The 22,798-nt window shown below is 65.4% G+C and carries 23 protein-coding genes; 9 read left to right on the top strand and 14 right to left on the bottom strand.

From position 1 onward, the window contains the following. Positions 1 to 113: 113 nt before the first annotated feature. Positions 114 to 1,235, bottom strand: coding sequence for a branched-chain amino acid ABC transporter substrate-binding protein (locus BZL41_RS10765; RefSeq protein ID WP_095599290.1), 1,122 nt, complete (start codon positions 1,233 to 1,235; stop codon positions 114 to 116). A gap of 378 nt (positions 1,236 to 1,613) precedes the next feature. Between BZL41_RS10765 and BZL41_RS10760 the strand changes: the two genes are divergently transcribed. Together BZL41_RS10760 and BZL41_RS10755 are read left to right on the top strand one after the other, a co-directional pair. Beyond that, complete coding sequence (locus BZL41_RS10760; protein WP_095599289.1) at positions 1,614 to 1,931, top strand: DUF2288 domain-containing protein; 318 nt, start codon at positions 1,614 to 1,616, stop codon at positions 1,929 to 1,931. A gap of 67 nt (positions 1,932 to 1,998) precedes the next feature. Then, positions 1,999 to 2,364 carry a DUF5064 family protein gene (locus tag BZL41_RS10755; protein WP_095599288.1) on the top strand — a complete coding sequence of 122 codons (366 nt, stop codon included), beginning with the start codon at positions 1,999 to 2,001 and terminating at the stop codon, positions 2,362 to 2,364. A gap of 45 nt (positions 2,365 to 2,409) precedes the next feature. Here the strand turns inward: BZL41_RS10755 and phnE are convergent, their stop codons facing one another. Genes phnE through BZL41_RS10735 form a run of 4 tightly spaced genes read right to left on the bottom strand, consistent with a single transcriptional unit; the run spans position 2,410 to position 5,649 of the window. Further along, complete coding sequence (phnE, locus tag BZL41_RS10750; RefSeq protein ID WP_095599287.1) at positions 2,410 to 3,177, bottom strand: phosphonate ABC transporter, permease protein PhnE; 768 nt, start codon at positions 3,175 to 3,177, stop codon at positions 2,410 to 2,412. Continuing rightward, the gene (locus BZL41_RS10745; protein ID WP_095599286.1) at positions 3,174 to 4,001 is read right to left on the bottom strand and encodes an ABC transporter permease; all 828 of its coding nucleotides are present in this window, start codon (positions 3,999 to 4,001) and stop codon (positions 3,174 to 3,176) included. The genes phnE and BZL41_RS10745 overlap by 4 nt, the downstream gene beginning before the upstream one ends. Then, on the bottom strand, positions 3,995 to 4,801 hold the full coding sequence (locus BZL41_RS10740) for a phosphonate ABC transporter ATP-binding protein (RefSeq protein WP_095599285.1): 807 nt from the start codon (positions 4,799 to 4,801) through the stop codon (positions 3,995 to 3,997). Before BZL41_RS10740 ends, BZL41_RS10745 begins: the two co-directional genes overlap by 7 nt. Continuing rightward, positions 4,798 to 5,649 carry a putative selenate ABC transporter substrate-binding protein gene (locus BZL41_RS10735; RefSeq protein ID WP_095599284.1) on the bottom strand — a complete coding sequence of 284 codons (852 nt, stop codon included), beginning with the start codon at positions 5,647 to 5,649 and terminating at the stop codon, positions 4,798 to 4,800. Before BZL41_RS10735 ends, BZL41_RS10740 begins: the two co-directional genes overlap by 4 nt. A gap of 139 nt (positions 5,650 to 5,788) precedes the next feature. Between BZL41_RS10735 and BZL41_RS10730 the strand changes: the two genes are divergently transcribed. Then, complete coding sequence (locus tag BZL41_RS10730; RefSeq protein WP_095599283.1) at positions 5,789 to 6,679, top strand: NAD(P)-dependent oxidoreductase; 891 nt, start codon at positions 5,789 to 5,791, stop codon at positions 6,677 to 6,679. Between the two features lie 29 nt (positions 6,680 to 6,708). On the opposite strand, the gene BZL41_RS10725 is transcribed toward BZL41_RS10730, so the two are convergent. Next, positions 6,709 to 8,913, bottom strand: a complete 2,205-nt coding sequence (locus BZL41_RS10725) for a bifunctional diguanylate cyclase/phosphodiesterase (protein WP_095599282.1) — start codon at positions 8,911 to 8,913, stop codon at positions 6,709 to 6,711. A 363-nt stretch (positions 8,914 to 9,276) separates the two neighbouring features. On the opposite strand from BZL41_RS10725, the gene BZL41_RS10720 reads away from it, so the two are divergent. Next, on the top strand, positions 9,277 to 10,605 hold the full coding sequence (locus BZL41_RS10720) for an MFS transporter (protein WP_095599281.1): 1,329 nt from the start codon (positions 9,277 to 9,279) through the stop codon (positions 10,603 to 10,605). Positions 10,606 to 10,773: 168 nt separating this feature from the next. After that, the gene (locus BZL41_RS10715; protein WP_095599280.1) at positions 10,774 to 11,115 is read left to right on the top strand and encodes a PilZ domain-containing protein; all 342 of its coding nucleotides are present in this window, start codon (positions 10,774 to 10,776) and stop codon (positions 11,113 to 11,115) included. A gap of 2 nt (positions 11,116 to 11,117) precedes the next feature. On the opposite strand, the gene BZL41_RS10710 is transcribed toward BZL41_RS10715, so the two are convergent. The 3 genes from BZL41_RS10710 to BZL41_RS10700 all read right to left on the bottom strand — a co-directional run bounded on the left by BZL41_RS10710 (position 11,118) and on the right by BZL41_RS10700 (position 12,683). Beyond that, positions 11,118 to 11,531 (bottom strand): NUDIX domain-containing protein, encoded by a 414-nt coding sequence (locus BZL41_RS10710; RefSeq protein ID WP_095599279.1) that lies wholly within the window; start codon positions 11,529 to 11,531, stop codon positions 11,118 to 11,120. Further along, complete coding sequence (locus BZL41_RS10705; protein WP_095599278.1) at positions 11,528 to 12,088, bottom strand: dihydrofolate reductase family protein; 561 nt, start codon at positions 12,086 to 12,088, stop codon at positions 11,528 to 11,530. Before BZL41_RS10705 ends, BZL41_RS10710 begins: the two co-directional genes overlap by 4 nt. A 178-nt stretch (positions 12,089 to 12,266) precedes the next feature. Then, positions 12,267 to 12,683, bottom strand: coding sequence for an anti-virulence regulator CigR family protein (locus BZL41_RS10700; RefSeq protein ID WP_095599277.1), 417 nt, complete (start codon positions 12,681 to 12,683; stop codon positions 12,267 to 12,269). Positions 12,684 to 12,891: 208 nt separating this feature from the next. Here BZL41_RS10700 and BZL41_RS10695 point away from each other — a divergent pair, with 208 nt between their 5' ends. Next, entirely contained in the window at positions 12,892 to 14,226 is a 1,335-nt protein-coding gene (locus tag BZL41_RS10695; RefSeq protein ID WP_095599276.1) for a DEAD/DEAH box helicase, read from the top strand. A gap of 195 nt (positions 14,227 to 14,421) precedes the next feature. Here BZL41_RS10695 and BZL41_RS10690 read toward each other — a convergent pair whose 3' ends face one another. Beyond that, the gene (locus tag BZL41_RS10690) at positions 14,422 to 15,402 is read right to left on the bottom strand and encodes a zinc-dependent alcohol dehydrogenase family protein (RefSeq protein ID WP_095599275.1); all 981 of its coding nucleotides are present in this window, start codon (positions 15,400 to 15,402) and stop codon (positions 14,422 to 14,424) included. Positions 15,403 to 15,688: 286 nt separating this feature from the next. Here BZL41_RS10690 and BZL41_RS10685 point away from each other — a divergent pair, with 286 nt between their 5' ends. Beyond that, entirely contained in the window at positions 15,689 to 16,744 is a 1,056-nt protein-coding gene (locus BZL41_RS10685; protein WP_095599274.1) for a phosphorylcholine phosphatase, read from the top strand. Between the two features lie 179 nt (positions 16,745 to 16,923). Then, the gene (locus BZL41_RS10680; RefSeq protein ID WP_095599273.1) at positions 16,924 to 17,649 is read left to right on the top strand and encodes an ABC transporter substrate-binding protein; all 726 of its coding nucleotides are present in this window, start codon (positions 16,924 to 16,926) and stop codon (positions 17,647 to 17,649) included. A 71-nt stretch (positions 17,650 to 17,720) separates the two neighbouring features. On the opposite strand, the gene BZL41_RS10675 is transcribed toward BZL41_RS10680, so the two are convergent. Continuing rightward, on the bottom strand, positions 17,721 to 18,002 hold the full coding sequence (locus tag BZL41_RS10675) for a hypothetical protein (RefSeq protein WP_095599272.1): 282 nt from the start codon (positions 18,000 to 18,002) through the stop codon (positions 17,721 to 17,723). Positions 18,003 to 18,076: 74 nt separating this feature from the next. Then, entirely contained in the window at positions 18,077 to 19,846 is a 1,770-nt protein-coding gene (locus BZL41_RS10670) for a S8/S53 family peptidase (RefSeq protein ID WP_095599271.1), read from the bottom strand. Positions 19,847 to 19,997: 151 nt separating this feature from the next. Here BZL41_RS10670 and BZL41_RS10665 point away from each other — a divergent pair, with 151 nt between their 5' ends. Further along, positions 19,998 to 20,390, top strand: coding sequence for a transcriptional regulator (locus BZL41_RS10665; protein ID WP_095599270.1), 393 nt, complete (start codon positions 19,998 to 20,000; stop codon positions 20,388 to 20,390). Positions 20,391 to 20,485: 95 nt separating this feature from the next. Here the strand turns inward: BZL41_RS10665 and egtD are convergent, their stop codons facing one another. Beyond that, entirely contained in the window at positions 20,486 to 21,451 is a 966-nt protein-coding gene (egtD, locus tag BZL41_RS10660; RefSeq protein ID WP_095599269.1) for an L-histidine N(alpha)-methyltransferase, read from the bottom strand. Further along, a complete protein-coding gene (gene egtB, locus BZL41_RS10655) occupies positions 21,448 to 22,743 on the bottom strand; it encodes an ergothioneine biosynthesis protein EgtB (protein WP_095599268.1) in 1,296 nt (431 codons plus the stop codon). Before egtB ends, egtD begins: the two co-directional genes overlap by 4 nt. Positions 22,744 to 22,798: the final 55 nt, after the last annotated feature.

Raw genomic sequence — 22,798 nt, 5'->3', positions numbered from 1 at the left:
CTGCGTACCCGTTCCGTTGCCGAAGCGTCTGTTCCGCGGTCTTGCGAGAACCTCATCGGATAAACAAAACCCACTGCACGGAGCAGTGGGCTTTGGGTTTTCACGCGGGACGCTTACTTGGCTTCGGTCTTGGTGCCGTCCTGGTGCCATTCGTAGACGACGAAGCTGAAGTCCTTCAGATCGCCCTTCTCGTCGAAGGCCAGGGTACCGGTCGGGGTCTCGAAGGAGTTGGAGCGCAGCGCTTCGGCGACCTTGTCGGTGTCGGTGCTGCCGGACTTCTTGATGCTGTCGGCGATGACCTGGACGGCGGCGTAGGCCGGGAACACGAACGGACCGCTCGGGTCTTCGTTCTTGGCCTTGAAGGCCTCGACCAGTGCCTGGTTCTTCGGATCCTGGTCGAAGGACTTCGGCAGGGTCACCAGCAGGCCTTCGGAGGCCGGGCCGGCGATGGCGGAGATTTCCTTGTTGCCGACACCTTCCGGACCCATGAAGCGGACGTCCAGGCCTTTTTCCTTGGACTGGCGCAGGAGCAGGCCCAATTCCGGGTGGTAGCCGCCGTAGTAGACGAAGTCGACACCGGCTTTCTTCAGCTTGGCGATCAGGGCGGAGAAGTCCTTGTCGCCGGCGTTGATGCCTTCGAACAGGGCGACCTTGATGCCGGCGGCCTCGACGGTCTGCTTGACCGCGGTGGCGATGCCTTCGCCGTACTGCTGCTTGTCATGGATGACCGCGACGGTCTTCGGCTTGATGTGCTCGGCAATGAACTTGCCGGCGGTCGGGCCCTGCAGGCTGTCCAGGCCGATGGTGCGGAAGATCAGCTTGTAGCCGCGGGAGGTGATGTCCGGGCTGGTGGAGGCCGGGGTGATCATCAGGATGCCTTCGTCCTCGTAGATGTCGGACGCCGGCTGGGTGGAGCTGGAGCAGAGGTGGCCAATCACGAACTTCACTTCGTCATTGACGATCTTGTTGGCTACGGCCACGGCCTGTTTCGGATCGCAGGCATCGTCGTAGACCACGCCTTCGAGCTGGGCCCCATTCACCCCCCCAGCCTTGTTGATCTGTTCGATGGCCATTTTCGCGCCGATGAACTGCATCTCGCCGTACTGGGCGACGGCACCGGTAACCGGACCGGCCATGGCGATCTTGATGGTGTCGGCGGCCATGGAGTAGCTGGTGGCACCCGCCAGTGCCATCGCTGCGAACAGTCTGGAAAGCTGCTTAGTAGCCTTATTCATAGTGCTCCACTCTTTGTTTTGTTTTAGTTCTCGCGGCCAAAGCTGCAGAACCGGGAAGGAAGCGCCCCGGTCATACCCCCCGGCAACTGTACCGGAACAGTGTAGAGTGCGGCTTTATCGCTTGAAAAGCCGACACTTGAGGGATGACGAGACATGTGTCGCTTAAATACAACAAATGTATAGAAAAACGGCGTTGCTATTTGAGGCGTGCTCCTTGCGTTGAATCAGGTTTGTCGGTGACCCGGAGGTCATGGCTGCTCCTTTTTGGGGCGGCAGTGCCAACGAGCATAGCTGGCCCTGCGCCAATTGCCGCCCGGTGCTTGCCGGGCAGGGCGTCGACGTTATCATGACGCCCTTTTTTCGATGGGGAACCAAGCCATGACGGAACACGCTAGCACCCTCTATGCCAAGCTGCTCGGCGAGACCGCGCCCATCACCTGGCAGGAATTGCAGCCTTTTTTCGCCCGCGGCGCGCTGCTCTGGGTGGAGGGGCATCTCGATCTGGTGGAGGTGGCGCTGGCCGTGGCCGAGGATGACCAGGCCAAGGTCGCCGGATGGCTGGGCGCCGGGCAGTTGGCCAAGGTGGAAGAGACGCGGGCCCAGGACCTGCTGGCGCGCGATCCGCACTTGTGGGCGGTGGTGGTAGCGCCCTGGGTGCTGGTCCAGGAGCGCGCCGAAAGCCCCTCCCTGCACTGACCCAGGGCAATTCGCCATGCCAGGGTCGCGCTAGACTGGAGGCGACTTATCAGCAGGGGACGCCATCATGTTCGAACCGGGGCATCTGCATCGCGCGAGCACGCCTATGGGCGACCAGCCGGGGTATGCCGTCGATCTCTATTACGAGGTGCGCCAGGACCCGAAGGAAGGGCCTATGCTGCACTTCCGCATGAAAGGCGAGGTGGCTGGCAAGCGCTTCGAGGAAGAGTTCGAGATGCACCGCGACACCGCGTTCAACTTCGCCGCCGTCGCAACCCGCATCGCGGCCAGGCACGGATTGCCGACCAACCACAGCCTGATCATGCGCGCCCATGACGAGTACGACCGGATGTTCGAGGACATCCGCCAAAAGCTCGGCGCCCACTCGGGCGAGTCGGTCAACCTCGACCACCTGGAAAAAGACGGCCTATGAACCCGGAGGGGTAGCATCTACGCCTCACCCCTCGCTCCTTACGTGTCAGCCCGCCACCCAGCGCTGCCTCAGCCAGCCGCTCAGCGCATCCACCGCCAGCACCAGCAGAAGCATGGCCAGGATTACCGTAGCAGCCTGGGCCTCCTGGAACAGGCTGAGACTCACGTAGAGCATTTGCCCCAGGCCGCCGGCACCGACGAAGCCGAGCACGCTGGCCATGCGGATATTGTTTTCCCAGCGATAGAGCATGTAGGCCAAGAGTTGCGGCCAGAGCGTCGGCAACGTGCCGTAGCAGAAGGCGGCGATGCGTCCGCCGCCCGCCAGGTGTACGGATTCGGCCGGCTCCGGCGGGGTGTTTTCCAGCGCTTCGGCGAACAGGCGGCCGAGGACCCCGGCGGTATGCAGAGCGAGCGCCAGGGTGCCGGCGTTCGGGCCGAGGCCGGCGGCGAGCACCATGAGCGCGGCCCAGACCAGCTCCGGCACCGCGCGCAGGGCGTTGAGCAGCAGGCGCGACGCACTCAGGGCGAACCGCCCGCAACGCCCGGCGGCCGGCAATGCCAGGGCCAGACCGAGAATCGCCGCCAGCAACGTGCCGATTGCCGACATGGCGAGGGTTTCCAGCGCGCCCTGGCCGATGGCGTGCAGGTGCCCGGCGGAGAAGTCCGGCGAGAGGAAGCTCGCCGCGTACTGCCCCATCTGCCGCAGGCTGCGGGTGCTGCCCAGTTCGCCAAGGTCGATGCCGAGGTAGATGAACGAAGCCGCCACTGCCATCAGCAGCGTCAGCAACAGGATGTAGTTGCCCAGGCGTTTCATGTCAGGCGTGCCCGCAGGAAACGGCTGAGCTGGTCGGCGAGCAGCACCAGGGCAAGGAAAGTGAGCAGCATGCTGGCCACTTCGCCGCCTGCGAACATGCGCAGCGACAGATCGATCTGCTGGCCCAGCCCGCCGGCGCCGACGAAACCCATTACCACCGAGGCACGGATCGCGCATTCCCAGCGGTAGACGGTATAGGAGAGCATCTCCGCCGCCGCGTTCGGCAGAATGCCATAGGCGAACGCGGCCAGCCGCGAACTGCCGGCGACCAGCAGCGCGCGGGACGGCCGGGCGTCCACCGACTCGAAGATTTCTGCATAGACCTTGCCGAGCATGCCGCTGTAGGTGATGGCGATGGCTAGCACGCCGGCCGTGGGGCCGAGGCCGACGGCACGGACGAACAGCAGCGCCCAGACTATCTCCGGCACGCTGCGCAGCACGATCAACAGGCCTCGCACCGGCCAGCGCAGCAGGCGCGCCCACCAGGCCGGACGTCCGCCACGTGGCAGGGCGCTCAGCGACAGGGCGCGGGAGGCGAGCAGGGCGGCGGGAAACGCAATGAGCAGGGCCAGGGACATGCCGGCGGTGGCGATGGCCAGGGTTTCCAGGGTGGCGCGGCCGAGCAGGGCGAGGAATTCGCTGCCGTGCTCCGGTGGCCAGAAGGCCGAGACGAAGCGGCCCATGCTGCGCGCGTTGTCGCCCTGCACCAGCACGCCCAGGTCCAGTTCGCTGAGCCGCAGGCCCGGCCACAACAGGGCCAGCGCCAGGACGGTCAGGACCAGGCGCGGCAAGGCGGCGGGATCGCGGGGCGCAGCGTTCAGCATCGCGGGATGTGCAGAGTGACCGGCGCCGGCGGAGCGGAGGCGGGCACGCTGGCCTGCAATTGCTCGTTGGCGTAGAGCGCATCCAGTTCGGCCTGGCCGACCTCATGGGCCGGATGGTCGAAGACGATGCGGCCGTCGCGGATGCCGACGATGCGCGGGAAATGCGCTAGGGCCAGGTCCACCGCGTGCAGGCTGGCGAGCAGGGTGATGCCACGGGCCTCGGCCTCACGGTTGAGTACACCGAGGGTATGGCCGGCAAGGACCGGGTCCATGGCGGAGACCGGCTCGTCGGCGAGGATCAGGTCCGGCGCCTGGTAGAGCACGCGGGCGATGCCCACCCGCTGCAACTGGCCGCCGGAGAGCTGGTCGCAGCGCTGGAACAGTTTGTCGCCCAGGTCCAGGCGCGCCAGGGCCGCTTCGGCGCCGACGCTGTCCACCGGGTGCAGCAGGCTGAGCAGGCTCTTGCCCAGCGACCACTGGCCGAGACGTCCGGCGAGAACGGCGGTGACCACCCGTTGGCGCGGCGGCAGGGGTGGAGCCTGGTGGATCAGGCCGATACGAGCACGCAATTTCTGCCGGGCCGCCGCGGACAGCGACCAGGGTTCCGCGTCGAGCAGTTCGAGTCGCCCGGCGCTGGGTTTCAGGCCGGTGGCCAGCAATCGCAGCAGGCTGGTCTTGCCGGCACCGGACGGCCCGATGAGGGCGACGCGCTCGCCACGGGCGATCTCCAGGTCGATGCCATGCAGCGCCGGCTGGCCGTCGGCATGGGTCAGACCCACGCCGGACAGACGCAGGTTCACTTCAACAGGCCGGCTGCGCGGGCGGCTTCCTCGATCCCGGTGTAGTTCTCCGGCTTGGTCTCGACGAAGCGGCTGGCGGCCTGCAGGTCGAGGATCGCCTTGTGCTCGGGGTTGGCCGGATCGAGGGCGAGGAACGCCGCCTTGATCTTCTGGGCCAGGGCCGGGTCGAGACTGCCGCGGACGGTCCAGTTGTAGTCGTAGTAGGTCGGGGTGGTGGCGAAGACCTTGACTTTGCTGGTGTCGACCTTGCCGGCGGCGACCAGCTTTTCCCAGACCGAGGTGTTGAGCACGCCGCCGTCGGCCTTGCCGGCCTCGACCCAGGCGGCGGTGGCGTCATGGGCGCCGGAGTAGGCGACGCGGCTGAAGAATTCTTCCGGCTTGATGCCGTCCTGCAGCATGAAATAGCGCGGCATCAGGCTGCCCGAGGTAGAGGACACCGAGCCGAAGGCGAAGGTTTTGCCCTTGAGATCCTGCAGGGATTTGACGGCGGGGTCGGCGCTGATGAAGGTGCTGGTGAACTTCTCGTCCTGCTCGCGCTGCACCAATGGGATGGCGTTGCCGGTCTTCAGGCGGGTCTGGACGAAGGTGAAGCCCCCCAGCCAGGCCATGTCGATACGGTCGGCGGCGATGGCTTCGACCACGGCGGCGTAGTCGGATACCGGCACGAACTGGACTTCCATACCCAGCTCCTTTTCCAGATAGGCGCCCAGCGGCTTGAACTTGCGCAGCAGTTCGGTGGGGGCTTCATCGGGAATGGCCGAGACTTTCAGTACCTCGGCGGCATGGGAAAAAACGGCGGACAAAGACAGGGCAAAGCCGGCGGCGAGCGCCAGGGTACGCTTGAGCATGACGGGTTCTCCGGTTCAATAGCGGAAAAAGCGGGCGGATTATAGAGGCTGGCTGGCGAATAAACATCAGGCAGCGTATGCGGATGGTTTCTGATGGCGCGGTAAGATGCGTCACTCGAAACCACTTAGGAGACCCGCGATGACCACCGCCCTGCCTTCCCTCGCTTTTGCCGGCATCGGTCTGATGGGGCTGCCGATGTGCCGCCGGCTGCTCGCCGCGGGTTATCCGCTGAGCGTCTGGAATCGCTCGCCGGAAAAGTGCGCGTCGCTGGTGGAGCAGGGTGCCCGGAGCCTTGCGAATCCGGCCGAGCTGTGCGGGGCGGCGGAGATCGTGATGCTCTGCCTGGCCGACACCGCTGTGGTGCGCGAGGTGGTGTTCGGCCCCGGTGGCATCGTCGAAGGCGCGCGGCCGGGTCAACTGTTGGTGGATTTTTCCAGCCTGGAGCCGGCCGCCACCCGTGAGATGGCGGCGGAGTTGGAGCGTCGCAGCGGCATGCGCTGGATCGATGCGCCAGTATCCGGAGGCACGCCCGGCGCGGCAGCCGGGACACTGGCGATCATGGCCGGCGGGCGCGAAGACGATATCGAGCGGGTGCGCCCGGTGCTCGCCCACCTCGGCCAGCGCCTGACCCGAATGGGCGATGTCGGCGCCGGCCAGGTGACCAAGGTCTGCAACCAGATGATCGTCGCCTGCAATGCTTTGGTGATCGCCGAAGTGGTGGCGTTGGCAGAGAAGGCCGGGGTGGATGCGGAGCTGATCGCCCCGGCGCTGGCCGGTGGTTTCGCCGACTCCAGGCCGTTGCAGATCCTCGCGCCGCAGATGGCGGCCAGCGAGTTCGAGCCGGTCAAGTGGCACGTCCGCACGCTGCTCAAGGACCTCGACACGGCGGTCAAACTATCCCGCGAGCAGGGTTCGGCGACGCCTCTGAGCGGGTTGGCGGCGCAACTGATGCGCCTGCACGGCAGTCAGGGCAATCTCGAGCGTGATCCGGCCACGTTGGTGGAGATGTTCCGGCAGCACCGGCACTGATCGCTCGGGTCAGGCTGTCCATGACCCTTTCAGCAATCGGCTCGAATGGCCGCCTGCGCCTGGGTGTTGGCCGCCATCCGCGGCGGCAAGGGGACCGTTTCAAGGTAGTCGCGCAACTGTGACAGTGGCAAAGGGCGCCCGATCAGGTAGCCCTGGACGAAATCGCAACGGTGGTCGCGGAGGAAAGCCAGTTGCTGCGCATCCTCTACCCCTTCGGCGACCACCTTGAGCCGCAGGGCATGGGCCATGACGATGATGGCCTGGACGATTTCCATGTCCTGCTGCGAGTTGTTGATGTCCTGGATGAACGAGCGGTCGATCTTCAGCGTGTCCAGCGGCAGGCGCTTGAGGTAGGCCAGCGAGGAGTAGCCGGTGCCGAAGTCGTCGATCGACAGCGACACGCCAAGCTCACGGATGCGTTGCAGCAACGGTACGGCCTGGTTGATGTTGCCCATGAGGGCGTTCTCGGTGACTTCGATCTCCAGCAGGGCCGGGGCCACGCCGGAAGACCGCAGCGCCTGGTCCACCACCTGCGGCAGGTCCTCGCGGCCGAGGTTGAGCGCGGAGCAGTTCACCGCCACCTTCAGGCGGTAGCCGGTGCCGCAGAGCAGGGCGAGTTCCTGGCAGGCGCGGCGCAGCACCCAGTCGTCCAGTTCGTCGATGAAACCATTGGCTTCGGCGATGCCGATGAAGCGATCCGGCGAGAGCAGGCCGTGTTGCGGATGGTGCCAGCGCACCAGTGCTTCCAGCTTGTTCAGCTCGCCGCTGCGCAGGTCGAGGATCGGTTGGTAGTAGAGCTGCAGGCCGCGCTCCTCCCGTAGGGCGATGTGCAGCGCTTCTTCCAGTTGCAGTTCCACGGTGGCCTTGGCTTTCAGATGGGCGCTGAAAAAGTGCATGTTATTGCGCCCGCTGCCCTTCGATTGGTAAAGCGCCAGGTCGGCGTGCTTGAGCAACTCCTCACAGGTTTCGCCGTCCTGGGGGAACAGGCTGATGCCGATGCTGGTGGTCATCACCATGCAGCGCCCGGCCAGGGCGATGGGTTCCTTCATCGCCTGGATCGCCCGCTGGGCCAGGTCGCGGGCCTCGTCGGCGTTGTGCAGGCTGGCCAGCACGCAGAATTCGTCGCCGCCGAAACGGGCCACCACGTCCTGTTCGCGAAAGGTGCCGCTCAGGCGCTCCGCCACCACTTTGAGCAGCTCGTCGCCGGCATCGTGGCCGAGGCTGTCGTTGATCCGCTTGAAGTGATCGATATCGAGGAACATCACCGCCAGGGACTGGTGGCGTTGCGCGTGTTCCTCCAAGCGCTCGGCGAACACCTCGTTGAAGCCGCGGCGGTTGAGCAGGTTGGTCAGGGCGTCATAGTGCGCCGCCATCTGCAACGAGGTACGGGCCTGGTCCAGCTGGCTGAGCAGGGTATTGACCCGCAGCAGGTCGCGCTCCTTGCTTTCCAGCTTGCGGTCGGCCCAGACCGCGCTGAGCCCGCCACCGAGGATCAGCAGTGTCACCAAGCCCAGGCTCAGGGCCAGCGGCAGCACCTCCGACGCGCCCTGCAAGGCCAGCGGCGTCCCCACGGGCACCACCAGGTGCAGCGCCCACATGCCGGTGAAGTGCATGGAAACGATGGCGCCACCCATCACTAGGCTGGCCAGGTACTTCAACAACAGGTTGAGAATGCCGTTGCCGTGGCGGAAGTACAGCGCCAGCAGCAAGGCGGCCAGGCTGACGGCGATGGCAAGGAACACCGATAACACGAACAACCCGGCGTCGTAGTACAGGGTGGCCTCGGAACGCAGGGCGGCCATGCCACTGTAGTGCATGGCCGCGATGCCCAGGCCGATGCACACCGCGGCGATCAGATACTGGGACGGCTGCAGGCGGGCATGGCTGAGCGTATTCATCGCCAGCAGGGCGGCAATGAAGGCGATCAGCAGGGAGATGACGGTGCCCAGCAGGTCATAGCGCAACGGCACCGGTGCATTGAAGGCCAGCATGGCGATGAAGTGCATCGCCCAGATGCCGCCTGCCAGGCAGAAGGCCCCGCCCCAGCGCCAGAACAGGCGGGCCCGCTCGTGGGCCGCATAGCCGATCCGCTCGGCCATGCCCAGCGTCGTCAGGCTGGCGATGGAGGCGACCAGATAGGCCAGCAGAACAAGCAGCGGGTCGTGGGTGCATTCCAGAATGACCTGCCCATCCTCGGGCAGACTGGAGAGAAAACGCAGCCCCATCCATTCCATAGCGCAGCTTCTCCTTGATGTGGGCCGACAGTCCGACGGATCGCAATGGCAATCTGGCATCAGTATAGAGACGGGGCAAGCGCCGTTCCGGTAAGGCAGCCGTGCTTTTCTACTAATTGGTAATCACAGTTATAGCGAATTGTTCTAGACTGCCCGGGTATATGGATTTTGCCCTGGTCGTAAAGGACGACGACATGACCCTTCGAATGCCTCGCTTATCCCTTCCGTCTCCGCGTCATCGCATCGCGTTACATAAAACCTACGAATGTTCGCAGACAGCAACGGGCGCAGCTTCTAGATTGCCCGGAAGCCTTGGCGTGTCTTGCGTTTTCCAATAACAACAATCGGATCGAGAACGACTCAATGCAGCATCCCCCGCAAGCGGCGAATGCATGGCGCATCCTGTGCCTGCTGTTCCTCGCCAACCTGTTCAACTTCTTCGACCGCACCATCCCGGCGATCATCATCGAGCCGATCCGGATGGAGTGGAGCCTCAGCGATTTCCAGATCGGCCTGATCGGCACGGCGTTCACCATCATCTATGCCATCGCCGGGGTACCGCTCGGGCGCCTCGCCGATACCGGGGCGCGGCGCAAGATCATGGGCTGGGGCCTGGCGGCCTGGAGCGGGCTGACTGCCGTCAACGGCCTGGCCTGGAACTTCTGGAGCTTCCTGCTGGTGCGCATGGGCGTCGGCGTGGGCGAGGCCAGCTACGCGCCGGCGGCCAACTCGCTGATCGGCGACCTCTTCCCGGCGCACCGGCGTGCCCGCGCCATGGGCATCTTCATGCTCGGCCTGCCGCTGGGGCTGCTGCTGGCGTATTTCACCATCGGCGCCATGGTCAAGGCGTTCGATAGCTGGCGCGCGCCCTTCTTCATCGCGGCCGTGCCCGGCCTGGTCCTGGCGCTGTTCATGTTCTTCATCAAGGAGCCGCAGCGCGGCGCGGCCGAGGCGGTGAAAAGCGCCACCACACCGGTGGACAAGCCGCTGCGCAAGGTCCTGGCGATCCGCACTTTCTGGTGGCTGGTGATCGCCGGGCTGACCTTCAATTTCGCCACCTACGCCTGCAACTCCTTCATGGTGCCGATGCTGCAGCGCTACTTCCTGCTTTCGCTGCAACAGGCGGCACTGGCGACCGGCGTCATCGTCGGCGTCACCGGCCTGATCGGGCTGACCCTGGGCGGCTGGGTCGCCGACCGCCTGCACCTGAGGAACGAGCGTGGACGCTTGCTGTTCGGCGCCTTCAGCATGTTCGTCGCTTCTGTCGCCACCGGCTTCGCGCTGTTCTCGGGGCGGATCGAGATCGGCCTGTTCGTGACGGTATTCAGCATCGGCTGGCTGTTCTCCTACAACTTCTATACCTGCGTCTATACCTCGATCCAGGATGTGGTCGAGCCGCGCCTGCGTGCCACCGCCATGGCCCTGTTTTTCGCCGGGCTGTACCTGCTCGGCGGCGGCCTGGGGCCGGTGGTGGTGGGGCTGCTCTCCGATCACTTCGCCCAGGCGGCGATGGGCGCGGCGGGGGCCGTCGAGATGACCGAAGCCTTCAAGGCGGTCGGCCTGCATGACGCCATGTACCTGATTCCGGCCGCGTTGTTCCTTGCCATGCTCTGCCTGGTGCAGGCGGCACGCAGCTTCGGTCGCGATGCGGCAAACATGCGCGCGGGACTGGCGGCGGCTGCTCCGGCCTGAAGCCGGAAATGTGATGGAAAAGCGCTGTTTTGATGGGTTTTGAGAACGATTGATAAAGGCGGAAGGTAATATCCGCGCTCTGACGAGACTCCGCAGCCCGATGGCCGACCGCACACGGCGGCCACCGGGCTGACGACAGCCCAGCACCCTGAGAAGTGTGAAGAGAGCATGCGCCAACACCGCCGCGTCACCTTTCGCAACCAATTCCGTGTCCGGGTTCTCCTGCGTGAGAACGATGAACTGCTGGGCTATGCCGGCGACATCTCGTTCGGCGGTTTCCGGCTGATTTCCGATGCGCCGATCGAGGCCGGCAGCGAACTGGCGTTGTGCCTGAAAATCCGCGAGGCGGAAGACCACACCCGCTATATCGACGTGGACGTGGTCTGCCAATGGTCGCGGGCCAATCCCAAGCGCGACAACTTCGAAGCCGGGATGGCGTTGGACGGGCCCTGCGTCGCGTTCGCCGAGTACGTCCGCACCCTCGGCGCCGCCCGCGAGGCCCGCGTCTGAGATCAGGCCGTCTCGGCCTCCAGATGCCGTTGCAGCACGGGCAACACCTGCTCGCGCAGCAGCGGGGCAAGGCTGTCCGGCAATGGGCTGCCCGGATCGAGCCAGGCGAGTTCCTCCAGCTCGGCGGCTGCTCGCACTGGATGGAGAAGGCGGGCACAAAAGACATCGGCATCCACCCGGCAATCCGGCTCGTTGGCGGCCGGCGCCTGGAAACGCCCGAGATAGTGCAGGGCCTCCGCTGGCAGCGACAGTTCGATCTCTTCGCTCAATTCGCGCAGGACGGCTTCCAACGCCGACTCCCCCGGCTCATGCTTGCCGCCCGGCAACATGAAGGCCCGGGTGCCGCGTTTGCGTACCAGCAGCAGGCGGCCCTGGGCGTCCAACAGACAGGCGGCGGCAATGCGAAAGATGGTCACGCGGCGACCTCCTGACTATCCGTATCCGCCTGCAACCGATAGTGCATCTGCACCACGCCGTTGGCGAAATGCCGCTGGTCCAGCAAGGTGAGGCCGTGTTCGAGGCCGGTGGCGAACATCGGGATGCCCGCACCCAGGAGGTACGGCACCATGTTGACCACCAGTTCGTCGAGCAGTCCGGCGGCGTAGCAAGTGCCGGCCAGCGATCCGCCTCCCACCAGCCAGATGCGCCGGCAGCCGGACGCTTCCAGCTCGGCGATGGCCTCCGCCGGCAGGTCATGTCGCAGGCGGACGTCGGAGGAAGCGATGGGCAGGTGCTCGGCGCGGGTCAGGACGATGCACGGCTTGCCGGGGTACGGCCAGTCGATGCCCATGGCCAGCAGGGCTTCGTAGGTCGCGCGGCCCATCAGCAGGCCGTCGATGTTGGCGTAGAAGTGCTTGTAGCCGTGGTCTTCGCCGCTGTCCTCGAAAGGCTGCAGCCAGTCGATGCGCCCATCGGGGCGGGCGATATAGCCGTCCAAGCTGGCGGCCACGTAATAGATCAGGGAAGGTTTCATCGATGCGTTCCGCTCCATCCAGGCTGCCGACGACGGACCACGACGGGGCGCATCCGGGGATGGCGCACGATCCGGCGATGGCCGACCGGATACCGCGGCCTGTTGCGGCCGCGGATTCGCTGGTTGGAGTCGCCGGATCGCGTGAAGTTCTCCGGGCTGTGGGTCGGTCGGGTGCCGCTCAGTCGAGTACGTTGCGCAGCACTTCGTAGACGATTCCCGTGGCGATGGCCACCAGCACCACGTCGCGGCCGACCTGCTTCCATTCGTAGCCGTCGTAGTGCGGCAACTGGCTCTGGATGCGGCCGTCGAAATTCTTCGCGATACCGGGCGGCAGCGGCTTGCCACGCTCGAGGTTCTTGCTGACGCCCGGCGGCAGGGCGGTGGTCGGGCCGATCAGGTTGCGGTTCTCGCCGAGGACGATGCGTACCCGGCCGATGTCGATGGTCGGGCCGCTGATCTGGACACTGGCGCCGCCACTCTCGTGGCCGCCCTGGTGACTGCCTTTGTCGTGTTTCGGCGCGGCGAGGCCGTGCTGGGCGCTCAGGATCAGTGCCAGGCCGGTGCCGAGCAGGGCGAAGCGGGAGGGTTTCAGCATGGGGTCTCCTTGATGCGCCGGCGGCGCGAAGTGGGCCTACGATCCCGCGTCGGCCGTCGTTGCGCAAGCCGTCGTTGGTGGGCTGGCGCGCAGGATAACGCGCGGATCGTCCGCCGGTTCACGATGCAATGCACGGATTACGGGTTTTCCGGCGCGACACACGTTAGGCTATGCACCCTGTTTTTTCGGTCTTCGTCGAGGTAACCCCGTGTTCTCCCAATTCGCCCTGCATGAACGCCTGCTGAAAGCCGTGGCCGAGCTGAAGTTCGTCGAGCCGACGCCGGTCCAGGCGGCGGCCATTCCGCCGGCCCTGGAGGGACACGACCTGCGGGTGACGGCGAAGACCGGCAGCGGCAAGACTGCCGCCTTCGTCCTGCCGCTGCTCAACCGGCTGATCGGCGATGCCCAGCCGCGCGTACGCATCCGTGCGTTGATCCTGTTGCCGACCCGCGAACTGGCCCAGCAGACGTTGAAGGAAGTGGAACGTTTCTCCCAGTTCACCTTCATCAAGTCCGGCCTGATCACCGGCGGCGAGGACTTCAAGGTCCAGGCCGCCCTGCTGCGCAAGGTGCCGGACGTGCTGATCGGCACGCCGGGGCGCCTGCTGGAGCACCTGAACGCCGGCAACCTGGACTTGAAGGAGGTCGAGGTACTGGTGCTGGACGAAGCCGATCGCATGCTCGACATGGGCTTCGCCGATGACGTGCGCCGCCTGGCCGGGGAGTGTGCCGGCCGCCAGCAGACCATGCTGTTCTCCGCCACCACCGGCGGTGCCGCGCTACGCGAAATGGTCGGTGAGGTGCTGCGCGAGCCGCAACATCTGCTGCTGAACAGCGTGCGCGAGCTGAACGAGGGCGTCCGCCAACAGATCATCACGGCCGACGACCCCGCTCACAAAGAGAAGCTGGTGGAGTGGCTGCTGGCCAACGAGGCCTATCAGAAGGCGATCGTCTTCACCAATACCCGTGCCCAGGCCGATCGGCTCTACGGCCATCTGGTGGCTGGCGACTACAAGGTTTTCGTCCTTCACGGCGAGAAGGACCAGAAGGAACGCAAGCTGGCCATCGAGCGCCTCAAGCAGGGCGGGGTGAAGGTCCTGGTGGCCACCGACGTGGCGGCGCGCGGCCTGGATATCGAGGGGCTGGACCTGGTGATCAACTTCGACATGCCGCGCTCCGGCGACGAGTACGTGCACCGCATCGGCCGTACCGGGCGGGCCGGCGGCGAGGGGCTGGCGATCTCGCTGATCTGCCACAACGATTGGAACCTGATGTCGAGCATCGAGCGCTACCTCAAGCAGCGCTTCGAGCGGCGGGTGATCAAGGGTCTCAAGGGTACCTACCAGGGGCCGAAGAACCTCAAGGCCTCGGGCAAGGCGGCCGGGACCAAGAAGAAAAAGGACAAGGCGGGCGACAAGAAGGCCGCCGCCAAGGCCGCTCCGAAGCGCAAGTCCGCCAGCCGGCCGAAGACCGGCACGCCTTCGGCCGTCGTCAGCCAGGACGGCATGGCACCGCTCAAGCGCAAGAAGCCGGCTGCGGAGTAACGGGTCGGGCGCTTCGCCAGCAGAGCTGGCTCCTACGAAAAGCCAGTCCGTGTTGGGGCGAATGCATTCGCCCCAACGGTTCGTTCTGTTGTAGGAGCGAGCTTGCTCGCGAATGGGCATCGATGTTCCGGGACTCCCGGTGTGACGGACGCCCCGCCCCTCACCCTACAACGAGCCTCGGGCCGGCAGGGGCCGTCACTTCGGCACGATCAGGATCTTCCCGTCGCGTTCGCCGCTGGCTGCTGCGGCCACCGCCTGCTTGATCTCGCTGACGTCGTAGGTCGCGGCGATGCGGGCGTGAAGTTTGCCGCTGGCGATCAGTTGGGTCAGTTCGCCGTAGACCTTCATCTGATCCGCCGGACTGGCGTTGCGGAACCAGCGGGCCAGCCAGAAGCCGCGCAGGGTGATGTCGCGGAATACCGAGGAGGCCGGCGACAACTGGCACGGCTCGCCGCTCATCATGCCGTAGTTCACCAGGGTGCCGCCTTCGGCCAGGCAGGCGGCCAGGTGGTCGGTGGCGCGTCCGCCCACGGCATCGATGCCCAGGCGGATGGCCGCGCCGCCGGTCGCCTCGCGCACCCGCTTGTGCAGGTCGGGGCCGTCCACCAGCACCACGTCGCCCCCTTCGGCCTGGACACCGGCCACCGCCGATTCGCGGCGCACCACGTTGACCGTCTTCAGTCCGCGCAGCTTGGCCAGTTGGATCAGGTAACTGCCGACGCCGGAGTTGGCGACGTTCTGGATCACCCAGTCGCCCGGTTGCAGGTCGACGAACTCACGCAGCATCAGGTAGGCGGTCGGCGGATTGACGGTAAGCATCGCCAGTTGCTGCGGATCGGCATCCGGCAGCGGGATCAGCTTGTTCGCCGCAGCCACCAGATGCGTGGTCCAGGTGCCGCAGCCGGCCGGTAGAAGCACGGTCTGGCCGACCTTCAGCGAGCCGACCTCCGGCCCCAGCGCCTCGACGCGGCCGACGCCTTCGTTGCCGCCCACCGCCGGTAGCGGCGGCAACATGCCGTATTCGCCGGTCAGGGTGAGCACGTCGGAGGGGTTGATCGGTGCGGCCAGCACCTTGACCAGCACTTGGCCGGCGGCCGGTGGCGGCAACTCGAACTCCACGGCATCGATCACGTCCTGCGGTACGGGGCCGCGCTGTTGGTATTCGGCTTTGCGCATCGTTGTTCTCCTGGGCTGGTGATGGGGCGATCCCATCCGTGCATTGGCTGGAGAGTCTAGCCGCCAGACTCTATGCCGCGATGAATCGGCGGATATTTCCCCGGCTGATGACGCGGCATGACGTGGGTCGCGGTGTCGGTCTGTCGCAAATGAACAGGGTGGCGGCGTAATCGGAATGTCATGAGTCGGTAACGAAGCCTTGCCACGCTGCGCGCCTTGTTACGGTCAGGCGGTCGCCGTTTCGCGGCGGCTTCCTCGCCCCATCGCGCACTCAGGGATACGAACTATGACGTTTGCACGCACGCTACTGGCAGGACTGTTCTGCATCGGCCTCGCCGGCCAGGCCCCGGCCGTCGAGTTGAAGCACTGGCCGGAACCGGCCGCCAAGCAACTGAACGAGCTGGCCAAGGCCCACGCCAACTCCGGCGCCTATGCCGTGTTCGACATGGACAACACCAGCTATCGCTTCGACCTGGAAGAGTCGCTGTTGCCGTTCATGGAAATGAAAGGAGTGCTGACCCGCGACAGCATCGACCCATCGCTAAAGCTGATTCCCTTCAAGGACGTCAACGGCCACAAGGAAAGCCTGAACAGCTACTACTACCGGCTCTGCGAAATCGACGACATGGTCTGCTACCCCTGGGTGGCGCAGGTGTTCTCCGGCTTCACCCTGAAGGAACTGAAGGGCTATGTCGATGAGTTGATGGCCTACGGCAAGCCGATCCCCAGTACCTATTACGAAGGCGATGCGGTCAAGACCATCGAGATCAACCCGCCGAAGATCTTCACCGGGCAGGTCGAGCTGATGAATCTGCTGCAGGAGAACGGCATCGAGGTGTACATCATGACCGCCGCCCATGAGGAGCTGGTGCGCATGGTGGCGTCCGATCCGAAGTACGGCTACAAGGTCAAGCCGGAAAACGTCATCGGCGTCACCACCTTGCTGAAGGACCGCGCCACCGGTGCCGTGACTACCGCCCGCAAGCAGATCGCCAGCGGGAGCTATGACGAAAAGGCCAACCTGGCCCTGGAAATGACCCCCTACCTGTGGACCCCGGCGACCTGGATGTCCGGCAAGTACGCGGCCATCCTCACCTACATCGATGAGTGGAAGAAGCCGATCCTGGTGGCCGGCGATACGCCCAGCAGCGATGGCTACATGCTGTTCCACGGCACCGACGTGGCGAAGGGCGGCATCCACCTCTGGGTGAACCGCAAGGCCAAGTACATGGACCAGATCGACGCGATGATCAAACGGAACGCCGAAGCCCAGGCCAAGGCCGGCGTGCCGGTCACCGCGGACAAGAACTGGATCGTCGTCCAGCCTGACGACATTCTCTAATCCACCGGCGATCCACCGGCCGGGCGCGCCCACTGCTGGCCGTCCGGCTTTCCCCCCCAGGCCGTCGTCATTTGCGGAGCGGAGCACTAAACTGTCGTTTCGTGGCTTCCTCGTTACAGCACGGCACCCGCCGGCCGACGCCGGAGGCGTAAGCAGCGTGGGCAGTGGCAGGGGTATGCATGGGTAGGGGTGTTCTGGGTTGGGGCCTGCTCTGGTTGGCTGTCGGCGTCTCGGCCGATCCGGTGCGGATGGGCTTCGGAACGCACAAACCGCCGTATATCTTCGAGAATGAGCACCGTGGGCTGGAATACGACATCGTCGACGCGGCGTTCCGCAGTGCCGGCTATACCATCGAAGCCCACTACCTGCCGATGGAGCGCCTGCACCTGATGCTGAAACGGGGTGAGCTGGACGGCATCGCCACCACCAACCGGTTCAGCCAGCTCGACGTGGCCTATTCCGACGTCTACATCCAGTATCACAATGTTGCGGCCGCTCTGGCCTCGCGGAAATACGACATTCACAGCATCGCCGACCTCGGTCGCTACTCGGTGAGCGCCTTCCAGCGAGCCCGCTACCTGCTTGGCCCGGAATTCCAGAGCATGGCGGAGAGCAACCCGCGCTACCGCGAAGAAGCCCTCCAGATTGCCCGTAACCGTCTGCTCTACAGCGGACGCATCGATGTCGTGGTGGGAGACCTGCGCATCCTCAATTACTTCAATCGGGAAGTCGCCGATCAGGTCGATGTGACGCAGCCGCTGACCCTGTACCAACTCTTTCCGCCGACGCCCTACCATGTCGGTTTCCGCACCGCGTCGATGCGGGACAAGTTCAACCGGGGCCTGGCGACCATTCGCAGCAATGGTACTTACCAGGCCATCGAACGGCGCTACGAGGCGTATTGAGGGCTGGAAAAGTCCGGGTGGTCGAATGGCTCGACTACAGGGCGAATTCACTCGCCCGCCCGCCAATGGCCTCAATCCTCCGCCGCTTTCTTTTCGGCCTCTTCCAGTTCCTGCAGGCGTTTGTCGTAGGCGGCGCATTCGCTCTCCAGTTCTTCGGCGGTACGCTCGACCTTCATCCGCTTCAATTCCTCGTTTATTTCGGCGGCTTTCTCCGGATCGCTTTGGGTGAGTTCGTTGACCTTGGCGGCCAGTTGTTCGGCTTTCGCGGTGGCTTCTTCCGGCGTGCAGGACGCCTGGGCGGGCACGGCGGCCAGCAGGGAAAGCGCGCTGGCCAGGGCTATGAAGATTTTCATCGGGGGCTCCTTTCGTTGCGGCAGGGCCTGTCCGGTGGATTGCCGAAGTATCGGGAAAGTTCATCCGGTATGCCTCAGCGCACCCGGTCGCGGCTCTGTACGGCCAGGTCCAGCGCCTTTTGCATGTCCAGCCGGGCGGAACGGCCGACGTCCTCGTTGTTCAACTCGTAGTTGCGTTCGGACGGCAGGATCGGCGCGGTCAGGTCGTCGGCGTCCATCGGCTCGAAGTCGTAGTCGCCGCCGATGGTCATGGCGCTGCGCCGGAGCAGCATGCGCAGTTGCTCCGGGGTCAGGGTCGGGTTGATCGACAGCATGGCGGCGACGATGCCGGTGACCATCGGCGTGGCGTAGGAGGTACCGCAGTGCACGTCGCCGCGCTGGTCGGCGCGCAGGGTCGAGGCGTGGGCGCAGGCCGAGGCGGTAATGTCGACCCGCATGTCGATGTTCGACGAACTGCGCTTGGTCACGTAGGCCGGGTCGTCCACCGCCACGTCGGTGCGGCCGCTGCGCTGGTGGCCGCCAACCACCAGCAACTGGTCGGTGACGAAGGAGGAGGGCAGGCGGTACTCGTCGGTGCCGGAGAAGGACGATCCGTTGCCCGCCGAGTTGACCACCACCACGTCCGGGTGCTTGCTGCGCAGCCAGAGGAAGAACTCCTCCAGTAGCTCTTCATAGCCGCTCATGGCCAATCCCGAACGGATCAGCGAATCGACCTCGTCGCCCTGAATGTCCTTGGCGCCGACACGGTGGATGCCCCAGCTCCAGTTGAGCACCCGCACGCCGTCTTCCACCAGGTTCACCGAGGCGGCGATGTTGGCGGTAATGCCGGCGTCCGAGTTGCGTTCGACGATCACCTCGAAGCCGCCGCTGGCCTTTTCCAGGCCGCTGAGAAAGCCCGTGTTGCCCCCCTTGTTCCAGTGCGCGGCGAGAATTCCGGCCACGGTGGAGCCGTGGTTGTCCGGCTTGTTCGCGTCGCGGGCGTACAGGCAGGTGCGTGGCTGTTGCGGGCGGCAATCGCCGAGATACCGGGCGAAATCCGGGGCATCGAAGTCGACGTTGCGTTCGATGATGCCGATGCGGATCGGTGTGGGTTTAATCGGCGACTCGCCCGCCGGGATACGTCGACGGTAGTAGTTCACCGCATCGACGAAGCGATTGGCGGCCCATTCGTCCTGGTCCGGTTTCTCCTGCGCCGGCTCTACCTCGGCTTCGCCCTCCGCCGCGGATTCCTCGACTATCACGGCATCGACGCTGGTCTCGCTGCCCAGGCGCAGCAGCAGGGCGTCGCGTTCGGTGAGATTCTTCACTGGCAGGCGAAGCTGGTAGGTGTTCAGCGGGGCGATGGCGCCGACTACCCGGGCGCCGTACTTGTCCGCCAGGCGTCTGGCCTCCTCGAGACCATCGAAGCGCTCTTCGATGATCAGGCTGACCAGATCGACGTAAGTGGTCAGCCCGTCCATGTTCTTCGCCACCTCCGCCGGGGTGGCGGCGAGAACGTGGCTGCCGCGTAACGACAGCCATACCGGGTTACTGCGGCGTTCGCCCTGTTCCAGCCAGAGCGGAGCGCTTCGGTGATCGGCGCTGGCGAGGCTCAGCCGGAGTTGCTTGCCCTCGCGGCGGATGCTCGCGGCGGGCAGTGCCCGCTCGCCGAGCGACACGCGCAGGTCTCCGTCTTCCAGCCCCCGGATGCGCAGGCAGAATTCCTGGCGCTCCTGCTCCAGCAGGTCTCCGCAGCGTTGCAACTGCTCGATGCGCAGCGCGTCTTCGGCATGGGCGGCCGGGATAAAGGAAGACAACAGGGCGAGCAGCAAGCAGACGGGGTAACGTGGGGCGATGAACGGCATGTTGCGGCAATCCTCGTGAAGATCGGGCCTGTGTGTTCAGACCGGGCGCGTCGGGGCTCGTTCGTCTCGAACCATCCCGGCCGCCGGTAGGTCGGAATGCATAGAGGGCGCCGTTCGGGCGCCGCAGACCGGCAACCGGAGGAGATCGGGTATGGCCTACAACTGGGATCTCATCGAACGCCTGCTGCTCAAGGTCCAGGAGTCCGCGGGTAAGAATTTCGCGCCGCGCGCCTATGCCGAAGAGCTGGCGCAGGAGCATTCGGCTGCCGGGTTGCCGGTGGGCAACCTGGACGCCATGAAGCAGGACGCGGCGGATTACGAAGCCGTGCTGTTCAACGGCGGCTTCATCGAACCCCGTCCGGAGGAACGTGGCGGTACCGGGGAAAACTTCGTCCTGACAGAACGCGGGCTACGGTTGCTGCGCCTGATCGGCGGCACCTCCGAATCCAGTGCCGAGGCCCGTCGACGCCTGGATGAAAAGGATACGGCGGCGCTGGTGCCGGAAATCTTCGACGACCTGGCGAACGGTATGGGCGTGGTGTAGCGGAAAGGGTGCGGTGCTGCGGTTCGGCTGCGAAGCATCGCCAGCAGAGCTGGCTCCCACGAAAAGCGCGCGGCGTTCGTTAGCCTTGGTTCCGCTCACGCCACGCGCTGCAGGTAATGCACGCTGAACAGCTCCCTCGGATCGGTCCAGGTGGCCACCGTGTCGAAACCGGCGCTGCCGGCCAGGTCGCGGAAGCTGGCGGCGGTGTATTTGTAGGAGTTCTCCGTGTGCAGGCTTTCGCCGGCGGTGAAGTCGAAGCACGTTTCTTCGATACGCACCTGCTGCGCCTCCGGGCTAATCAGGTGCATTTCGATGCGTGACGCCGCTTCGTTGTAGAACGCATGGTGCTCGAAGCGGCTGGGGTCGATGTCGCTGTCCAGTTCCTGGCGGATGCGTTCCAGCAGGTTGCGGTTGAAGGCCGCCGTGACGCCGGCCTCGTCGTTGTAGGCGGCCTCCAGGATGTCCTTGTCCTTCACCAGATCGACGCCGATCAACAGGCCGCCACCCTCCGGCAATAGCTCGTGGATGTTGCCGAGGAAGCGCCGGGCGTCTTCCGGGTCGAAGTTGCCAATGCTGGAGCCGGGAAAGAACGCCAGCGGATGATGGTCGTCGAAGCCTTCCGGCAACGTCATCGGTTGAGAGAAGTCGGCGCAGGCCGCATGCACGTCGAGCCAGGGATAGTCGTTGGCCAGGCGCTGCGTGCTGTCGAGCAGGAAATCCTTGGAAATGTCGATCCCCAGGTAGCTGGCCGGATGCAGCGCTTCCAGCAGCAGGCGCACCTTGCGGCTGGCGCCGCTGCCCAGTTCCACCAGATTGGTGTCCCGCCCGGCGATCTCGGCGATGTCGTGGGCGGCGCGGGCGAGAATGGCTTCTTCGGTGCGCGTCGGGTAGTACTCCGGTTGGCAGCAGATCGCCTCGAACAGCTCGGAACCGCGCCGGTCGTAGAAGAACTTCGGCGGCACGGCCTTGGGATCGGTGGCGAAGCCGGCCAGCGTCTCATCGCGCAGCGAGGCGCAGGCAGCGCGTTGGCGCTGGTCGTGGAAGTGCACGGTCATGCTCATGCCTCCCTGGCCAGGCGCAGCCCGGCGAACTGCCAGCGCATGCCGGGATAGAAGAAGTTGCGGTAACTGGCGCGGACGTGGCTCTGCGGCGTCGCGCAACACCCGCCGCGCAGAACCATCTGTCCGGACATGAACTTACCGTTGTATTCGCCCAGGCTGCCGGGCAACGGGCGGAAGCCGGGGTAAGGGCGGTAGGCACTGGCGGTCCATTCCCAGACGTCGCCGAACAACTGTCCGGGCATCTCGCTGGCGGTCGTGGCCGCGACGGGTTGCAGATAGTCGGTTTCGAGGAAATTGCCGCGCACCGGCATGCCTTGGGCGGCGACTTCCCACTCCGCCTCGCTCGGCAGGCGCGCGCCGGCCCAACTGGCGAAGGCATCGGCCTCGAAGAAGGAGACGTGGCAGACCGGCGCCTCATGATCCAGCGGACGCAGGCCGCCGAGGGTCATCTCGCACCAAGCGCCGTCCACACGTTGCCAGTACAGCGGCGCCCGCCAGCCGGCCTGGCGACTCAGCGTCCAGCCGTCGGCCAGCCAGAGGTCGGAACGCTCATAGCCCTTGTCTTCGATGAAGGCGAGGTACTCGCCGTTGGTCACCGGCCGGCTGGCCACGCGGAAATCCTCGAGGAACTGGCGGTGGCGGGGCGTCTCGCAATCGAAGGCGAAGCCGTCGCCGCCGTGGCCGATCTGCCGCAGGCCGCTGGGATAGCGTTGCCAGCGTGTCATCCCGGCCGCCTGCAACGGAGCGGGGCGCAAATCGCTGCGATAGGCCGGCAGCAGCGGGTTCTGCGCCAGGATGTGTTTGATGTCCATCAACAGCAGTTCCTGGTGTTGCTGTTCGTGCTGCAGACCCAGCTCCACGCGGCGGGCGATCTCCTCGGCATGTTCGGCGGGCGGATGCGCGAGCAGGTCGCCGATGGCCAGGTCGACGTGCTGGCGATAGCTGTAGACCTGGCTCACCGTCGGTCGCGACAGCAGGCCCCGGTTGGCGCGGGGAAACGGCGTGCCGTGGGTCTGGTAGTAAGAGTTGAACAGGTGGTCGTAGCGTGGATCGAGGGGCTGATAGCCGCGCAGGTAGGGTTGCAGGATGAATGCCTCGAAGAACCAGCTCACATGCGCCAGATGCCACTTCGGCGGGCTGACGTCGGGCATGCTCTGGACGACGAAGTCTTCGATGGCCAGCGGCGCGCAGATCGCCTCGCTGGTGGCGCGGACGGCCTGGAATCGAACGAACAGCTCATGGAAGCGATCCGCGGCGAGCCGTTCCTGTGGCTCGCGGGCGAGATTGGGCATGCGGCATCCTCCTGTCGGCAGGTCGGGCGCGGACGGGCCCGCTTCCTAGAACCGA

Origin of the sequence: Pseudomonas sp. PIC25, assembly GCF_002286785.1 — a bacterium.
Lineage (GTDB): Bacteria > Pseudomonadota > Gammaproteobacteria > Pseudomonadales > Pseudomonadaceae > Pseudomonas_M.
This window is presented reverse-complemented; position numbering and strand designations above follow the sequence as displayed.

What these genes read in the sequence shown, in the direction of transcription:
- BZL41_RS10700 (WP_095599277.1), bottom strand. Translation starts at nt 12,683, where the DNA reads ATGCTGAAACCCTCCCGCTTCGCCCTGCTCGGCACCGGCCTGGCACTG.
- BZL41_RS10730 (WP_095599283.1), top strand. Translation starts at nt 5,789, where the DNA reads ATGACCACCGCCCTGCCTTCCCTCGCTTTTGCCGGCATCGGTCTGATG.
- BZL41_RS10675 (WP_095599272.1), bottom strand. Translation starts at nt 18,002, where the DNA reads ATGAAAATCTTCATAGCCCTGGCCAGCGCGCTTTCCCTGCTGGCCGCC.
- BZL41_RS10765 (WP_095599290.1), bottom strand. Translation starts at nt 1,235, where the DNA reads ATGAATAAGGCTACTAAGCAGCTTTCCAGACTGTTCGCAGCGATGGCA.
- BZL41_RS10690 (WP_095599275.1), bottom strand. Translation starts at nt 15,402, where the DNA reads ATGCGCAAAGCCGAATACCAACAGCGCGGCCCCGTACCGCAGGACGTG.
- BZL41_RS10720 (WP_095599281.1), top strand. Translation starts at nt 9,277, where the DNA reads ATGCAGCATCCCCCGCAAGCGGCGAATGCATGGCGCATCCTGTGCCTG.
- BZL41_RS10755 (WP_095599288.1), top strand. Translation starts at nt 1,999, where the DNA reads ATGTTCGAACCGGGGCATCTGCATCGCGCGAGCACGCCTATGGGCGAC.
- BZL41_RS10735 (WP_095599284.1), bottom strand. Translation starts at nt 5,649, where the DNA reads ATGCTCAAGCGTACCCTGGCGCTCGCCGCCGGCTTTGCCCTGTCTTTG.
- egtB (WP_095599268.1), bottom strand. Translation starts at nt 22,743, where the DNA reads ATGCCCAATCTCGCCCGCGAGCCACAGGAACGGCTCGCCGCGGATCGC.
- phnE (WP_095599287.1), bottom strand. Translation starts at nt 3,177, where the DNA reads ATGAAACGCCTGGGCAACTACATCCTGTTGCTGACGCTGCTGATGGCA.
- BZL41_RS10745 (WP_095599286.1), bottom strand. Translation starts at nt 4,001, where the DNA reads ATGCTGAACGCTGCGCCCCGCGATCCCGCCGCCTTGCCGCGCCTGGTC.
- BZL41_RS10705 (WP_095599278.1), bottom strand. Translation starts at nt 12,088, where the DNA reads ATGAAACCTTCCCTGATCTATTACGTGGCCGCCAGCTTGGACGGCTAT.
- egtD (WP_095599269.1), bottom strand. Translation starts at nt 21,451, where the DNA reads ATGAGCATGACCGTGCACTTCCACGACCAGCGCCAACGCGCTGCCTGC.
- BZL41_RS10665 (WP_095599270.1), top strand. Translation starts at nt 19,998, where the DNA reads ATGGCCTACAACTGGGATCTCATCGAACGCCTGCTGCTCAAGGTCCAG.
- BZL41_RS10715 (WP_095599280.1), top strand. Translation starts at nt 10,774, where the DNA reads ATGCGCCAACACCGCCGCGTCACCTTTCGCAACCAATTCCGTGTCCGG.
- BZL41_RS10670 (WP_095599271.1), bottom strand. Translation starts at nt 19,846, where the DNA reads ATGCCGTTCATCGCCCCACGTTACCCCGTCTGCTTGCTGCTCGCCCTG.
- BZL41_RS10685 (WP_095599274.1), top strand. Translation starts at nt 15,689, where the DNA reads ATGACGTTTGCACGCACGCTACTGGCAGGACTGTTCTGCATCGGCCTC.
- BZL41_RS10680 (WP_095599273.1), top strand. Translation starts at nt 16,924, where the DNA reads ATGGGTAGGGGTGTTCTGGGTTGGGGCCTGCTCTGGTTGGCTGTCGGC.
- BZL41_RS10725 (WP_095599282.1), bottom strand. Translation starts at nt 8,913, where the DNA reads ATGGAATGGATGGGGCTGCGTTTTCTCTCCAGTCTGCCCGAGGATGGG.
- BZL41_RS10760 (WP_095599289.1), top strand. Translation starts at nt 1,614, where the DNA reads ATGACGGAACACGCTAGCACCCTCTATGCCAAGCTGCTCGGCGAGACC.